The organism is Gaiella sp., assembly GCF_039915195.1.
GTDB lineage: Bacteria > Actinomycetota > Thermoleophilia > Gaiellales > Gaiellaceae > Gaiella.
Map to the genome: position 1 here is coordinate 1 of NZ_JBDSNT010000040.1, position 14,435 is coordinate 14,435.

Annotated in this window: 18 protein-coding genes; 16 read left to right on the top strand and 2 right to left on the bottom strand. The window is 67.9% G+C overall.

Going from position 1 to position 14,435, the window contains the following annotated elements; all coding sequences use genetic code 11:
- Positions 1 to 98 precede the first annotated feature (98 nt).
- From rpmB to rnc, 16 genes are all read left to right on the top strand, one after another.
- Positions 99 to 290, top strand: coding sequence for a 50S ribosomal protein L28 (gene rpmB / locus ABIR74_RS03845; protein WP_348175297.1), 192 nt, complete (start codon positions 99 to 101; stop codon positions 288 to 290).
- A gap of 53 nt (positions 291 to 343) precedes the next feature.
- Complete coding sequence (locus tag ABIR74_RS03850) at positions 344 to 700, top strand: Asp23/Gls24 family envelope stress response protein (RefSeq protein ID WP_348175298.1); 357 nt, start codon at positions 344 to 346, stop codon at positions 698 to 700.
- A complete protein-coding gene (locus ABIR74_RS03855) occupies positions 697 to 2,289 on the top strand; it encodes a DAK2 domain-containing protein (RefSeq protein WP_348175299.1) in 1,593 nt (530 codons plus the stop codon). The genes ABIR74_RS03850 and ABIR74_RS03855 overlap by 4 nt, the downstream gene beginning before the upstream one ends.
- A complete protein-coding gene (locus ABIR74_RS03860) occupies positions 2,286 to 2,675 on the top strand; it encodes a response regulator (RefSeq protein WP_348175300.1) in 390 nt (129 codons plus the stop codon). Before ABIR74_RS03855 ends, ABIR74_RS03860 begins: the two co-directional genes overlap by 4 nt.
- Positions 2,672 to 3,541 (top strand): DegV family protein, encoded by an 870-nt coding sequence (locus ABIR74_RS03865; protein WP_348175301.1) that lies wholly within the window; start codon positions 2,672 to 2,674, stop codon positions 3,539 to 3,541. The genes ABIR74_RS03860 and ABIR74_RS03865 overlap by 4 nt, the downstream gene beginning before the upstream one ends.
- A gap of 49 nt (positions 3,542 to 3,590) precedes the next feature.
- Positions 3,591 to 5,699 carry an ATP-dependent DNA helicase RecG gene (recG, locus tag ABIR74_RS03870; protein WP_348175302.1) on the top strand — a complete coding sequence of 703 codons (2,109 nt, stop codon included), beginning with the start codon at positions 3,591 to 3,593 and terminating at the stop codon, positions 5,697 to 5,699.
- A gap of 178 nt (positions 5,700 to 5,877) precedes the next feature.
- Entirely contained in the window at positions 5,878 to 6,405 is a 528-nt protein-coding gene (rsmD, locus tag ABIR74_RS03875; protein ID WP_348175303.1) for a 16S rRNA (guanine(966)-N(2))-methyltransferase RsmD, read from the top strand.
- A complete protein-coding gene (gene coaD, locus ABIR74_RS03880; protein ID WP_348175304.1) occupies positions 6,402 to 6,917 on the top strand; it encodes a pantetheine-phosphate adenylyltransferase in 516 nt (171 codons plus the stop codon). Before rsmD ends, coaD begins: the two co-directional genes overlap by 4 nt.
- A 9-nt stretch (positions 6,918 to 6,926) precedes the next feature.
- Positions 6,927 to 7,445 (top strand): ATPase, encoded by a 519-nt coding sequence (locus tag ABIR74_RS03885; RefSeq protein WP_348175305.1) that lies wholly within the window; start codon positions 6,927 to 6,929, stop codon positions 7,443 to 7,445.
- A 43-nt stretch (positions 7,446 to 7,488) separates the two neighbouring features.
- Positions 7,489 to 7,995: a DUF177 domain-containing protein gene (locus ABIR74_RS03890; protein ID WP_348175306.1), complete on the top strand. Its 507-nt coding sequence runs from the start codon at positions 7,489 to 7,491 to the stop codon at positions 7,993 to 7,995.
- Positions 7,992 to 8,402 (top strand): NUDIX domain-containing protein, encoded by a 411-nt coding sequence (locus ABIR74_RS03895; protein WP_348175307.1) that lies wholly within the window; start codon positions 7,992 to 7,994, stop codon positions 8,400 to 8,402. Before ABIR74_RS03890 ends, ABIR74_RS03895 begins: the two co-directional genes overlap by 4 nt.
- A 133-nt stretch (positions 8,403 to 8,535) precedes the next feature.
- Entirely contained in the window at positions 8,536 to 10,125 is a 1,590-nt protein-coding gene (locus ABIR74_RS03900; RefSeq protein WP_348175308.1) for an ABC-F family ATP-binding cassette domain-containing protein, read from the top strand.
- Positions 10,126 to 10,160: 35 nt separating this feature from the next.
- Positions 10,161 to 10,349 (top strand): 50S ribosomal protein L32, encoded by a 189-nt coding sequence (gene rpmF / locus ABIR74_RS03905; RefSeq protein WP_348175309.1) that lies wholly within the window; start codon positions 10,161 to 10,163, stop codon positions 10,347 to 10,349.
- Positions 10,350 to 10,352: 3 nt separating this feature from the next.
- The gene (gene plsX / locus ABIR74_RS03910) at positions 10,353 to 11,363 is read left to right on the top strand and encodes a phosphate acyltransferase PlsX (RefSeq protein WP_348175310.1); all 1,011 of its coding nucleotides are present in this window, start codon (positions 10,353 to 10,355) and stop codon (positions 11,361 to 11,363) included.
- A 12-nt stretch (positions 11,364 to 11,375) separates the two neighbouring features.
- The gene (gene acpP / locus ABIR74_RS03915) at positions 11,376 to 11,615 is read left to right on the top strand and encodes an acyl carrier protein (RefSeq protein ID WP_348175334.1); all 240 of its coding nucleotides are present in this window, start codon (positions 11,376 to 11,378) and stop codon (positions 11,613 to 11,615) included.
- 193 nt (positions 11,616 to 11,808) lie between these two features.
- Positions 11,809 to 12,468: a ribonuclease III gene (gene rnc / locus ABIR74_RS03920; protein WP_348175311.1), complete on the top strand. Its 660-nt coding sequence runs from the start codon at positions 11,809 to 11,811 to the stop codon at positions 12,466 to 12,468.
- A gap of 164 nt (positions 12,469 to 12,632) precedes the next feature.
- On the opposite strand, the gene ABIR74_RS03925 is transcribed toward rnc, so the two are convergent.
- Positions 12,633 to 13,604 carry a cyclopropane-fatty-acyl-phospholipid synthase family protein gene (locus ABIR74_RS03925; RefSeq protein WP_348175312.1) on the bottom strand — a complete coding sequence of 324 codons (972 nt, stop codon included), beginning with the start codon at positions 13,602 to 13,604 and terminating at the stop codon, positions 12,633 to 12,635.
- A complete protein-coding gene (locus ABIR74_RS03930) occupies positions 13,601 to 14,395 on the bottom strand; it encodes a DUF1295 domain-containing protein (RefSeq protein WP_348175313.1) in 795 nt (264 codons plus the stop codon). Before ABIR74_RS03930 ends, ABIR74_RS03925 begins: the two co-directional genes overlap by 4 nt.
- Positions 14,396 to 14,435: the final 40 nt, after the last annotated feature.

The window sequence follows — 14,435 nt, forward strand, 5'->3', positions numbered from 1 at the left end:
GGTGGACGCGGGCGACGCTGCACGGCGCCGAGGCGCCGTTTCGCATAGCCCCTACGGCGGAACTCGCCTAGGCGAGTTCCGCTACCATCCTCGTTCGCGTGTCCAAGATCTGCTCACTCTGCGGCAAGAAGCCCGGCTTTGGTAACAACCGGAGCCATTCCATGGTCGCGACCAAGCGCCGATTCAACCCGAACCTCCAGAAGGTGCGGATGATGCTGAACGGCAAGGCCACGCGGGCCTACGTGTGCACCCGGTGCCTCAAGGGCGGCAAGGTCACGAAGGCCATCTAGCGGGGCGACCCCAACGTAACCCTCCGGCGCCCGACGTCGTCTAACCTCGCGGCGTGGAAAAGGGCATCCATCTCGTGCGAACCACCGATCTGGGGCGCATCTCCGTCTCGACAGACGCTATCGCCCAGGTCGTCGGCCACGTCACGGCCGAGAGCTACGGCATCGTGGGGATGGCAGGACGGCGCTTCCCGCGCTTGCCGGGCCGTGACCGCGTCACGGACGGGATCGACGTGAAGTCCCGGGACGGCGGCCTCGAGATCGATCTTCACGTGGTCGTCGAGTACGGGCTCAACCTCGCCGAGGTCGCGGCAACCGTTCGCACCCGCGTCGCCTACGAGGTCGAGCGGCAGACAGGACTCCCCGTGTCGCTCGTCGAAGTGCGTATCGCCGACGTCAGGCGGTCGTCGTGAATCTCGAGCGAGCACGCGAGATCGCGCGCGCCGCCCTCACGAACCTGGAGGCGAACAGGCAACGCATCGACGATCTGAACGTCTATCCGGTTCCGGACGGTGACACCGGGACGAACCTGACGCTGACGGTGCGCGCCATCGTCGAGAGCCTCGAGAAGTCGTCCGCGACCGGGCACGAGGCAGTTGCGCGTGAGCTCTCGCGTGCAGCACTGATGGGTGCGCGTGGCAACTCCGGTGTCATCTTCAGCCAGATCGTGCGTGGCTTCGCCGACGTTCTCGGCGAACGCGACCCGATCGACGAGCCGATGATCGCTCGCGCGTTTCGCTCTGCGAGCAACGCTGCCTATCGCGCCGTCCGGCGGCCCGTTGAGGGCACGATGCTCACCGTGATCCGCGAAATGGCCGAGGCGGCCGAGTCGCCAGAGGCCCGCGAGCTCGACCGGCTCGACCTCCTTGCGCTCATCATCGCCCGTGGCGAGGAGTCCCTCGCCCGCACGCCAGAACTGCTTGCCGTCCTGAAGCAGGCTGGTGTCGTCGATGCGGGCGGGGCGGGTCTGCTCGAGATCATCCGCGGGCTGCGCGCGGCCGTCGCAGGCGAAACCCTGCCCGACGCGCCGGCTGCGTCGACGGGGATCTCGGTCGAGGCGATGCACCACGAGTTCTCCGAGTTTCGCTACTGCACGGTGTTCGTCGTCGAGGGGAGTGGGCTCGACTCCGACGAGCTCGAGCGCGAGCTCGACGGACTCGGCGACTCGCTGCTCGTAGTGGGAGACCCCACGGCACTCAAGATCCACGTCCACACGGACGATCCCGGCGCCGCGCTTTCGCTCGGGACGGCGCGCGGCACCATCGAGGGTGTCGAGATCGCCGACATGCACCGGCAGACGCTCGAGCGCGAGGAGCGGCTCACGGAGAGCTCGCTTGCAGGAATACCGACGCTCGAGACGGGCGTCGTCGTCGTCGCCCCGGGGGGCGGGAACCGGCGCCTGTTCGAGAGCATGAGCGCGACCCGCGTGATCGAGGGCGGCCAGACGATGAACCCGTCCACGGAGGAGATCGTCGCCGCGGTCGACGCAACCCCGGCGACCGAGGTGATCGTGCTGCCGAACAACAGGAACGTGATCCTCAGCGCCGAGCAGGCGATCGGCCTCGTCAACAAGCCGATGCGTGTCGTGCCGACCCAGTCCGTCCAGGCCGGGCTCGCCGCGATGGTCGCGTATGACCCTGCGCGCGCGGCGGCCGAGAACGAAGCGGACATGCTCCGCGCCGAGGCCGGGGTCGCGACGGGGGAGGTGACGATTGCGTCTCGCGACGTCAGCCTCGACGGTATCGAGGTGCGCAAGGGTGCCTGGCTCGGTCTCGCCGGCGGCGCCGCGGTCGCGAGCGGCCCGAGCTTCGATGTTGTCGCAGTCGCCGTCATCGATCGTCTCGTCGCGGGCGGGAGGGAGATCCTGACGCTTCTGACCGGCGAGGACGAGCCGGATCTCGACTCGCTTCTCGGTGAGCTCGAGCAGCGCCATCCCCATCTCGACATCGAGATTCACGTGGGCGGTCAACCCCACTACCCGTTGTTGCTGTCGGCCGAGTGAGCACTGTCGTGCGCGTGTTGCTCGTCGAGGACAACGAGGTGTATCGCTCGACGCTCGAGTTGCTGCTCAACGGTCGCGACGGGCTGGAGATCATCGGTTCGATCGCGGCGGGCGACGAAGCCGCGGCCGCTGCGCAAGCACTCGATCCCGACGTCGTCCTGATGGACTTCCGGTTGCCGGGCCTCGATGGGGCGCACGCCACGACCGCGGTCCTCGCTGCCTCGCCGCGTGCCGCCGTCATCTGTCTTACCGCCGAGGCAACCGAAGCGGATCGGGCTGCCGTGCTCGCCGCTGGGGCCGCCACACTCGTCGAGAAGGGAAGCCCGATCGATGATCTTGTTTCTGCGATCACGTCTGCCAGCCACCGAGAGGGGCAAGAACCGTGAATCTGACGGCCGTAAACACCGCCATCGTCCTCGACTCGACCTCCGATCTTCCGGAGGAGAAGGCGCGGGAGCGATTCGACAACATCAGGGTCGTTCCGCTGCACGTTCTCTTCGGCACCGAGGACTATCTCGACCATATCGGGATCTCGTCGCACGACTTCTATGAGCGCCTGAAGTCCGCACCGAAGCCACCCACGACGTCGCAGCCGACGCCGGGCGAGTTCCTGCGGGCCTACGAGGATCTCGCGGGGTACGAACGGATTTACTCGCTTCACCTCTCCCAGAGGCTCTCGGGCACGTACCAGTCCGCGGTGCAGGCGGCCGGCATCTTCGGCGCCGACAGGATCCGGTTGATCGACTCGGAGACGGCGTCGCTCGCGGTCGCCATGCTCGCGCTCGCGATCGAGCGGCGCCTGGCACGCGGCACGACCGACGGCGAGCTCGAGGAGCTGATCGACCGCTTCAAGCGGGACAACACCGTCGTCTTCACGGTTGCGACGCTCGAGTACCTCCAGAAGGGCGGGCGGATCGGCAAGGCGCAGGCACTCGCGGGCTCCCTGCTCCACATCAAGCCCATCCTGTCGTGCGAGGACGGCGTCGTCGTCCCGGTCGGCAAGGTTCGTGGTCGCCAGAAGGCGCTCGCCGAATTCCGCCGCCTCTTCGAGGACGCGACCGAGGATCGTCCCGGGCTGCGAGTCGGAATCGCTCACGCCGACGCCCCGGGCTGGGTCGACGACATCTCGGCCCTCGCGCTCGCCGCCCGGCCGCAGGCCGAGATCGAGCTCGTCGAGAACCTCGGGGCGGTCGTCGGCACCCACGCCGGCCCCGGAGCCGTCGGGTTCTTCTGGTTCCAGGACGACGAGTAGACGCGTCACCGCTCCACCCGCGCCGGTCCCGGTCCTATACTCGGTCCCGGTGGCACGCGCACTCACTGAGCTCCGACTGCCCGTCGGCTTCGCCGGCTTGGAGCCGCCGGCGACCTGGCCTCGCCCGCGCAGCGCGCCACGTCCCGAGGCTCTCGAGGCAGGCGTCGAGACGCTGCCCAGGGTCGGTCCTGCGGTGCGCGGGAGGCTCGCGAAGCTCGGCCTCCGCACGGTTCGCGATCTGCTCTGGCACCGGCCTCGGCGATACGAGCGCCCGATCGAGGAGAAGGCCATCCGCGATCTCTTCGGTGAGGTCGAGGCAGTGATCGAGGGCGTCGTCCTCGACACGACCTCCCGCCGGAGCCGCGGGCGCTTGAAGATCCTGACGGCGCGGGTCAGCGATGGTACGGGCGAGATCAAGGCGACGTGGTTCAACCAGCCGTGGCTCGAGGCCCAGCTCGTTCCCGGGACGAAGGTACGTCTGCGGGGGAAGCCGAATCGCTACGGGTTTCAGGTGGAGACCTACGACCTGGGCGAAACGACGGAGACAGCGGACTACGCGCCCGTGTATCCGGCGAGCGAGGCGCTCGCGCAGAAGCAGCTGCGCGCTCTCGTCGGTGCGGCCCTCGAGCAGGTGCGTGCGGAGGGTGACGCATTGCCGGCTAGCCTCGCCACCTCCGAGCGGCTGCCGCTTCGCGCCGATGCGCTCGTTGCCCTTCACCGGCCGCGCTCACCGGACGAGGCCGAACGGGGCCGGCGGCGTCTCGCGTTCGACGAGCTCCTCGTCCTCCAGCTTGCTCTCGCCCGCCGTGCGGCCGAGCGAGGGAGGCTCGTCGCGGAGTCGCTGCCCGACGCGGGCGCGCTTCTCACGCGCTACCGAGAGGTGCTCCCGTTCAGGCTCACCGAGGCGCAGGATCGCGCGATCGCCGAGATCGACCGGGATCTCGCGAGGACGACGCCGATGCAACGGTTGCTGCAGGGCGACGTCGGCTCGGGCAAGACCGTTGTCGCGCTCTACGCCTTGCTCCGGGCCGTCGAGGCCGATCGACAGGGCGCGATGATGGCGCCGACGGAGGTGCTCGCCGAGCAGCACTTCCTCACCATCGAGGGGATCTGCGCCGAGCTCGGTGTGCGGGTCGCGTTGCTGACGAGCGCGCTCACGGCGAAGGAGCATGCGAACGTCCGCCAGCTGATCGCCTCGGGTGACGTTCAGATCGCGGTCGGTACGCACGCGTTGATCCAGAAGGAGGTCGGCTTCCGCGACCTCGCCGTCGCCGTCGTCGACGAGCAGCACCGCTTCGGCGTCGAGCAGCGCTCCGCACTCGCCGAGGGGCGCAGCCCGCATGTGCTCCACATGACAGCGACGCCGATCCCCCGCACGCTCGCTCTCACGGTCTACGGCGACCTCTCGGTCTCCGAGATCACGGCGCCGCCCGCGAACCGGAAAGCGATCGTGACCGCGTGGGTCACGGACGACCGCAGCTCGGAGGCCTACGAGAGGCTGACGCGGCACCTCCGGGACGGCCGCCAGGCATACGTCGTCTGCGCGCTGATCGAGGCATCGGAGCTGACCGTGGCCCGGGCTGCAGAAGACGAGGCCGAGCGGCTGCGCCGCGCTGAGCTGAAGGACTTCCGCGTCGGCTGCCTCCACGGCCGACTGAAGCCGCCGGAGAGGCGATCGATCATGGCGGATTTCAAGGCGGGCGAGATCGACGTGCTGGTCGCGACGACGGTGATCGAGGTCGGTGTCGACGTCCCGAACGCGACGATCATGATCGTGCAGGAGGCAGACCGCTTCGGCCTCGCGCAGCTCCATCAGTTACGCGGCCGCGTCGGGCGCGGGGCGCAGCAGTCGTACTGTCTACTCGTCTCGGGCCCGAAGGAGGAGCTCACGGACGTCGCGCATGATCGTCTCGAGGCGATGGTTCAGACGAGCGACGGCTTCGAACTGGCCGAGCGCGACCTCGAGATCCGCGGCGAGGGCCAGTTGCTGGGCGCCCGCCAATCGGGCCTCTCCGACCTCCACTTCACCCGGCTGCGCCAGGACACGGCCCTGCTCGAGCGGGCAAGAGACGTGGCGCGATCGCTCGCCGACGAGGGCGAGCTCGCGGTCGCGGTGGAGCGGATCCTCGGCGGTTCAGAGCACATCGGCGACTCCTGAGCTATCGGTTGCACCGCACGGGAGGAGGTCGCTTGCGTAACGCGCGTTCACACCGGATCGTCGCGACTCCGAGGTGGGCGACGTTGTCGTCTCGAAACTGAGCTCCTCGAAGGGCCTTCCACCGACCGTCGTCTCGGTACCGAAACGTCAGGCAGCCCGCGCTGCGTACGCTGCCGCGATGAGGATCATCGCCGGCGACCGCCGCGGCTCGAAGATCGCCGCACCGAGGGGCGACACGACCCGCCCCACGAGCGATCGCGTCCGCGAAGCAGCCTTCAACCTGATCGGCCCGGTCGACGACGCTGCCGTGCTCGACCTCTTCGCAGGCTCGGGCGCGATGGGCCTCGAGGCGCTCTCTCGCGGCGCGCGACGCTGCGTCTTCGTCGAGTCTGATCGCGCTGCGTGCCGAGTGATCGAAGACAATCTCGAGAAGCTCCGGTTCACCGGGGCGCTCGTGCTGCAGAAGGACGCGTTCCAGGCCCTGCGGGAGGAACGCGGCCGCACGTACGACCTCGTTCTCGTCGATCCACCCTACGGCTCCTGGCCCGATTTCGGGCCGCGCCTCGCCGAGGCGCTCCCGGCGGTGCTCGCTCCGGACGGCATGCTGGTCGTCGAGACGTCCTCGAGGGTGGAGCCCGAGCTGCCTCTCGAGCTCGTCACCAGCCGACGCTATGGCTCCGCGCGCATTACCCTGTTCACGCGATGATCACCGCGATCTATCCAGGCACCTACGATCCGGTCACAAACGGCCATATCGACGTGATCCGTCGTGCCGCCTCGATTTTTGACCAGATCGTCGTCGGTGTCGTCCGCGATCCGCACCACAAGGCGACGATGTTCTCGCTGGACGAGCGCGTCGCGTTCCTGGAGGAGGCTCTCGAGCCCCTCGCGAACGTGACCGTCGACGTCTTTCACGAGCTCGTCGTCGACTTCGCGCGTAAGCACGACGCGAAGACGATGGTCAAGGGCCTTCGCGTGATCGCCGACTTCGAGTGGGAAGCGCAGATGAACCACCTCAACCGGCTCCTCGCCCCCGAGATCGAGACGATGTACGTGATGGCGAGCCCGCAATACAGCTTCATCTCGTCGAGCGGCGTGAAGGAGATCGCGTCGTTCGGCGGAAAGGTTGACGAACTCGTGCCCGAGCCCGTGGCGCGCCGCTTCAGGGAGATGTTCCCGAACGGTCGACCCGGCGCCCCTCTGAGTCCACAGGAGTAAGATCCCGCCATGGACGTACTCGTACTCATCGACAAGCTCGACGATCTCGTACACAACTCGAAGGCCGTGCCGCTGACCGACCAGGTGCGGATCGACCGTGAGGAGATCTACGACATCCTCGACCAGATGCGCGCCACGATCCCCGAGGAGATCAAGCAGGCCCGCTGGATCGTCAAGGAGCGGCAGGAGATGCTCGCCGAGGCGAAGCGCGAATGCGACCGCCTGATCGGTGAGGCGCGCGAGCAGGCCGTACGCGAAGCGTCGCAGACGGAGATCGTCAAGATCGCCGAGCGTCAGGCGCAGGACATCGTCGACGACGCCCGTCGGCAGGCGCGCGAGACGCGACTCGAGATGGAAGACTGGGCGGACGGGATTCTCTCGACGCTCGAGGTCAACCTCGACAAGTTTCTCGTCGCGGTCCGTCGCGGCCGGGAGCGGTTGCACGAGCGCTCACAGGAGTCGGTCATGTCCGGGATCGGGCCTATCGACCCGATCAGCCCCGACGCGGACGCCGACTCCTACGTCTAGACCGCAGGGCGTCGCCTGAGATGGCGCAGGCTAGGCTGAACCGATGACCACGTACCCTCTCCGTCGCCTGCGACTGCGGCTCGGCGACGAGCATCGCGAGGCCGTCGCCGTGGCGCTCGAGCCATTCGAGCTCGGCGGCGAGCGCTACCTGCCCGTTCCGGCGCAGGCCGAAGCGACGTTCGAGGTGCAGCGCGCGGTGAGCGGTGACGTGTTCAGGCTCGCGTTCGAGTCGCGGCTTCACGGCCCGTGCATGCGCTGCCTGCAGGACGCTGTCGCCGATGTCAGGATCGACGCCCGCGAGTACCACGAGACGGCCGAGGGAGCGCCGAAGGACATGCTGTCCGAGTACGTCATCGAAGGTGAGCTGCAGCTGTCGCAGTGGGCTCGCGATTCGATCGCGACGGCCCTGCCGGCCCAGATTCTCTGCCGGCCCGGCTGCGCGGGGCTCTGCATGGTGTGCGGCAAGGATCTGAACGTCGAACCGCACACGCATGAGGAGACCGTGTCGGATCCCCGGTGGGCGGCGCTCGAAGCACTGCGCGACGAATGACGGAGCTCACGCCTCGCGCCAGAATCGTGCTCGTTGACCATGGCCGCCTCGCTCTGATCAAGCGCGTGCGCGACGGGCGGACGTACTACCTCTTCCCCGGAGGTGGGGTGGAGGAGGGTGAGACCCCGCAGGACGCTGCCCGCCGCGAGGCCTTCGAGGAGCTCGGGGTAGAGGTCGAGCTCGGGCCACTCGTCCACGAGGAGTCGTTCGGAGGAACGATCTTCTTCTACTACGACGCGTGGATCGTCGGCGGTAGCTTCGGTACGGGGAGCTGGCCCGACCATGCGCTTCTGACCGACCGCGAGCGCGAGAAGAGCGGCACCCACGAGCCGGTCTGGATCGCACTCGAGGAACTGCGCGGCCTGGACATCCGGCCGCGCGCGCTCGGCGACCTTCTTGCGATCTAAGACCGACGCGTGATACCGTCGTCGCGGCGCTCCTGCGCCCTCCGATGACTGACTGAGACCTCATTCACGTCTTCCCGCCGCCCCGCGTCGCACGTTCGCGCCGGGTTTGTGGCCGTCTCGTTCGGAGGTTTTCATGCGTCTTCAGCTTGTCGATGTCGTCCGTCATCACGGCTCCCGCGTCGTGCTCGATGCAATCTCGCTTCAGATCGGCCCGGGGACGAGGCTCGGCGTCGTCGGCCGAAACGGCTCCGGGAAGTCGACCATCCTCCGGATCCTCGCGGGCCTCGAGGAGCCGGATGACGGCACCGTCGTACGTGATCCGCCAACACTCACGGTCGGGTATCTCCCGCAGGAGCAAGGCTTCCCGGCCGGTGAGTCGGTGCGTGCCTTCCTCGCGCGCCGGACGGGTGTAGCTGCTGCCGAACGCTCGCTCTCGGACGCCGCGGAGGAGCTGGCGCAGGGTGTCGCTGCGGCTGATCGCTACACGGTTGCGCTCGACCGCTTTCTCTCGCTCGGCGGGGGTGATCTGGACGTCCGGTCGGCAACGGTGCTGGCCGAGCTCGGGCTTGCGGTGGCGCTCGATCGCCCCGTGGAGCGGCTCTCGGGTGGTGAGGCTGCCCGGCTCGCCCTGGCGGGCGTCCTGCTTTCACGGTTCGACGTGCTGCTCCTGGACGAGCCGACGAATGATCTCGACTTCGACGGCCTCGAGCGGCTCGAGCGATTCGTCGCGATGTCCGAGTCGGCGCTCGTCGTCGTATCGCACGACCGTGCCTTCCTCGACCGAACGGTGCGCCGGATAGCCGAGATCGAGCCGGGCCGCGGCCGCGTGCGTGAATGGGCCGGCGGCTGGGGTGAGTTCGCGGCTGCCCGCGACGTCGCGCGTGAGGGAGCATACAAGCAGTTCTCCGAGGCCCAGGGACGGCGCCGGCATCTCGCAGCCCTTCTTGCCGAACGTCGTAACGAGGCACGTGCGGGAGGGGCTAAGGCGGACAGGCGCGGCACACATGCACTGATGACGAAGGTGCGGCAAGCCGAGAGGCTCCTCGAGCGCAACGTGGCGCCCGAGAAGCCCTTCGAACCGTGGCAGCTCCAGCTCGCTCTCGTTTCCGGCACGAGAACGGCCGGGACCGTGGCACGCCTCGCTGGGGTCGTCGCGTCGCGAGGGAGCTTCACACTCGGCCCCCTCGACCTCGATCTCGTTCACGGAGAGCGACTGGCTGTGACCGGGCGGAACGGCAGTGGCAAGTCGACGCTCATGGCCATTCTCCGCGGCGACCGGGAGCCGACCCGTGGGACGAGGGAGATCGGGCGGAGCGTCGTGCTCGGGTCGCTCGTGCAGGATGGTGACGAGCCACGCGACGACGCCTCGCTGCTCGACGCGTTCTGCGCTTCGACCGGTCTCGTCGCGGTCGACGCGAGGACGTTGCTCGCGAAGTTCGGACTTGGTGCCGACCATATCGGCCGGAGGTGGACGACCCTGTCGCCGGGGGAGCGGACGCGGACGCGGCTGGCGGAGCTCCAGGCACGTCGGGTCAACCTGCTCCTGCTCGACGAGCCCACGAACCATCTCGACCTCGAGGCGGTCGAGCAGCTCGAACAGGCGCTCCGCGGATACGACGGAACGCTCGTCGTCGTCAGCCACGATCGCAGCTTCCTGGACGCGATCGCTCCGACGCGGGAGTTGTCGCTCCCTTTGTCGCCCTCTCTACCGGAACCCACCTGAGGCTGCTTGCGGTTCCGGTACACTTCCAGCCGCTGATGGCAGTCCCCAAGCGAAAGACATCGAAGGCCCGTCGCGACAAGCGTCGCGCGCAGCATGGCATCTCCGCGCCGAGCGTGAACGTCTGCTCCAACTGCGGGTCGCCTACGCGTTCACACCACGCCTGCCCGACGTGTAAGACGTACCGGGGGCGCAACGTGCAGCCGCTCGGAACGCCCGCACCGTAAGTCATGCGCGTCCGCATTGCGGTGGACGCCCTCGGGGGTGATCGTGAACCGGCAGAGATCGTGGCCGGGGCTCTTGCTGCCGTGGCTGCCGAGGTTCGGCCGATCATCTACGGCCCTGCCGATCTCGACACGCACGGCCTCGAGCACGTCGTGACGGACGGAATGGTCGAGATGGACGACAAGCCCGCAGATGCCGTACGCAACAAGCAGGGCTCCTCGCTCGTGCGGGCGGTTCGTGCCGTTGGCGATGGCCACGCCGACGCCGTCGTGTCTGCCGGGAACACGGGCGCCGTGCTCGCGGCCAGCCTGTTGCACGTGAGGCGGCTGCCGGGCGTGTTCCGTCCGGGAATCGCCGTCGTGATTCCTACGGCTCACGGCCCCTGCGTCCTGATCGACGCGGGCGCGACGGCCGATGCGAAGCCGGAGCACCTCCTCCAGTTCGGCCACATGGGCTCGATCTTCGCCCAGGAAGTACTCGGGATCGCACGCCCCAGGGTCTCGCTCCTCTCCATTGGCGAGGAGCCGGAGAAGGGAAATCAGCTGACGCTCGAGGCCCACGCGCTCCTCGCGGCGAGCTCGCTCCGCTTTGCCGGCAACACGGAGGGGCGCGCGCTTCTCGAAGGCGAAACGGACGTGATCGTCTGCGACGGATTCACCGGCAATGTCGCGCTGAAGACGCTCGAGGGTACCGTTCGCAGCCTGCTCATCGCGCTTCGCGCCGAGATCGTGGAAACGACTCGAGGGAAGGTCGGCGGGTTCCTGATCCGGCCGGCGGCGGCTCGCCTCCGGACGCGCCTCGACCCGGAGACGACCGGTGGCGGCTACCTGCTCGGGCTTCGCGGGCTCGTTGTGATCGCCCACGGATCGAGCTCCCGGTTCGCGATCGAGAACGCCGTCAGGATGGCGGCACGGGGGATCGATCACGATGTCGTGGGACGTATGCGCGAGGCCCTTCCGGAGCGCGTGGTAGAGTCGGCGCGCTCATCGAACCCGTCCGGCACAACGAGAGGTTGAAGAACAGTGGCACTGTCCCGTGAAGAAGTATCCGAGCGCGTCAAGGCCGTCCTCACCGAGCAACTCGGTGCAGACGAAGGCGATCTTTCGGAGGAGGCCTCGTTCCAGGAGGACCTCGACGCGGACTCCCTCGATCTCGTCGAGCTGATCATGGAGCTCGAGGATCAGTTCGGGATCAAGATCTCCGACGAGGACGCGCAGAAGATCACGACCGTCGGCCAGGCTGTCGACTACGTCGTCGCGCACCAGTAGCAGCGACCCGCGTGGTGGTCGATTTCGGATTCGCGTGGTCGTCGGGGAGGGCATGAACCGAGCAGCGTGGCCGGCTCGTTCGGCAATCAGGCTGGTGGCCTGGCTGTCGGACGAGACGGGCACGCTGCGACGTGTTCAGGCCCCCAACCGCGAGGGCGAGAGTTCGGAATCGACCACCAAAGGGGAAGGGCGCGTGCTTGCGCGCCTGATCGAAGCCCTTCCCCCCGAGCGACGCGATCACGTTTTCACGCATACGTCCTGGGCGCCCGACCGGGCATCCTCGTACGAGCGCCTCGAGTTCCTCGGCGACTCGGTGCTCGAACTGTCGATCGCAAAGGCCCTGTACGACCGATTCCCCGATGCGTCCGAAGGGCGCCTTGCGAAGATCAGAGCCCATGTCGTCTCCCGGCACAGCTGCGCCGATGTCGCGAAGGAGCTCGATCTCGGACGGTTCCTGCTCGAGCAGGCACAGGACGTTCCGGAGGCCGAGCTCCAGCGCATCGCAAGAAGCCGCAACGTTCTCGCAGCACTCCTCGAGGCTGCGATCGCGGCCGTCTACCTCGAGCACGGCTTCGAGCAGGCTGAGCGCGCGGTTGTCGATGCGTTCGACTCCCGCATCGAGTTTGCGCGCACCGGCCACGTCGACAACAAGACGGAGCTGCAGGAAGCACTCGCCCGCTCGGGCAACCAGGTGCAGTACAGCGTGCTGGGAGTCGAGGGGCCGCCGCACGATCGACGCTTCGTGTGTGTTGCGGTGATCGCCGGAGAACAGGTCGGGATCGGCACCGCGTCGACGAAGAAGGCCGCCGAGCAAGAGGCCGCCCGGCAGGCGCTCGAGTCGCTGGGCCGCTGAGGGCCGCGGTGGAAGAGCGTACCGCGGCCCTCAGCGGCTGATGCTCTTTGCAGGCTTCGCCTGCGAACCGCAGTGACGGTCGCTGAGAGCCCTTTGGTTCTGGTGCGTCGAGTAGAGCCGTGGCCGGGCGCTGCTGTCGGTTGGTGGTGTCGACAGTCGTGTGACTACCGCGGCTCGAGCAGGTAGTGGCTCACGAACCACTCGTTCCCGCTCGAGAACGCGAAGAGCTCGGCGCAGGCGAGGAAGAACGCCCGCCACTCGTGCAGCGCGCGCTCGGAGCCGAGAACCGCGAGCGCCTCGGGCCGTGCTGCATCGAGGTTCTGGAGCCATGCCTCGGCTGTTCTCCCGTAGTGCACGCCGTTGACCCGCCAGTGCTCGGACACGACGAGATCGTCGGCGAATCGAAGCAGAAGGTCGTCTGACGGCATGATCCCGCCCGTGAAGAATCGCCGGCCCATCCAGGACTGCTCGAAGGCGTAGGCATAGCGCACGTGCGCGAAGACGTGGACGAACAGCTTCCCGTCCTCGCGCAGCACGCTACGCACCTTCGCGAGGAGTGCCTGCCAGTTGCGCATGTGCTCGAACATCTCGACGGAGACGACACGGTCGAAGCGTCGCTCGGTCTCGAAGGCGTTGATGTCGACCGTCACCACCTCGACGTTCGCGTGGCCGAGACCGTCGATGTACGCCTTCTGTGGCTGCGAGTTCGACACCGCGAGGACGCGGCAGCTCGGATACCGCTCGGCGATCCACCCCGAAAGTGAGCCCCAGCCGCAGCCGAGATCGAGAATCTCCATGCCGTCGACGATTCCGGCTCGCGCACACGTGAGCGCGAGCATCGTCTCCTCGGCGTCAGCGAGGGTCTCGACCCCCTCCGGCCAGAAGCAGCCCGAGTACTTTCGTCGCGGGCCGAGGACGAGTCCGAAGAACTGCGCGGGCAACTCGTAGTGCTGATCGTTCGCTGCGTCCGTCTCGATCGCGATCGGGCCGCTCGACATCCCGGCGACCGTCTGCTCGAAGGCATCGAGGCCCCTGAGCCGCTCACGGCGCAACCGGAGGCGGCAGCTCTGCGCTATCGCCGTGCGCAGAAGCGGGTCGGGCAGGAGCCCCTTCGCAACGACCTGATCCGCGATCACGCCTCGGCCCTCTTCTTCGGCGGCAGGGGGACAAACACGGAGACCTCCTCCTGGTAGCGGCGATAGTCGTCGCCCCGGCTGCGCAGCGACTGCGCTTCCGTCTCCGGTATGCCCGTCACCTTGAAGAGAAGCGTGAGGAGAAACACCGGAACGAAGATGGCGATCCACCCGTAGGGCGATGAGAAGGCGATGACCGCCCAGCCGACCCAGTGCAGCCACTCGAAGAAGTAGTTCGGGTGGCGAGACCAGCCCCAGAGACCGTTCCGCGCGGTCTTCCCCTTGTTGGCCGGGTTGCCCTTCCAGACGGCGAGCTGCGTGTCGGCCGTCAGCTCGCCGGCGATCGAGCCGAGCGCGACGGCTACGCCGATCCAGGTGAGCCACGTCAGCTCGCCGCCGTCGGCGGCGACGAAAGCAAACGGCAGCGAGAAGATGAGCACGAAACCGGCCTGCGCCTGAAAGAAGACGAAGAACGCCCTGTTCACGTTCGGTGCCCAGCGGCGCCGGAGCTCCTGGTAGCGGCCGTCCTCCTCCTTGCCTGCGAGCCGGCCAAGGAGGTAGGTGCCGAGGCGTACGCCCCACACCGCCCCGAGGCCGCCGACGACGACGCGGTGCAGTGGGGAGCCGTCCGCCAGAAACGCGTAGCCGACGGCCGTGCCGGCGATCCCGAACGCCCAGGCGACGTCCACGTAGCTCGCGTTCGAGATCCGGATCGAGACGAGCCAGACGCCGATCATCATCGCGCTCGCGCCGATCGCACCGACGAGAAGGAGGATCCAGGGTGACGAGATCATGAGCCGACTCTACGTATCGAGGGCGGGGTGACGCGTCGGC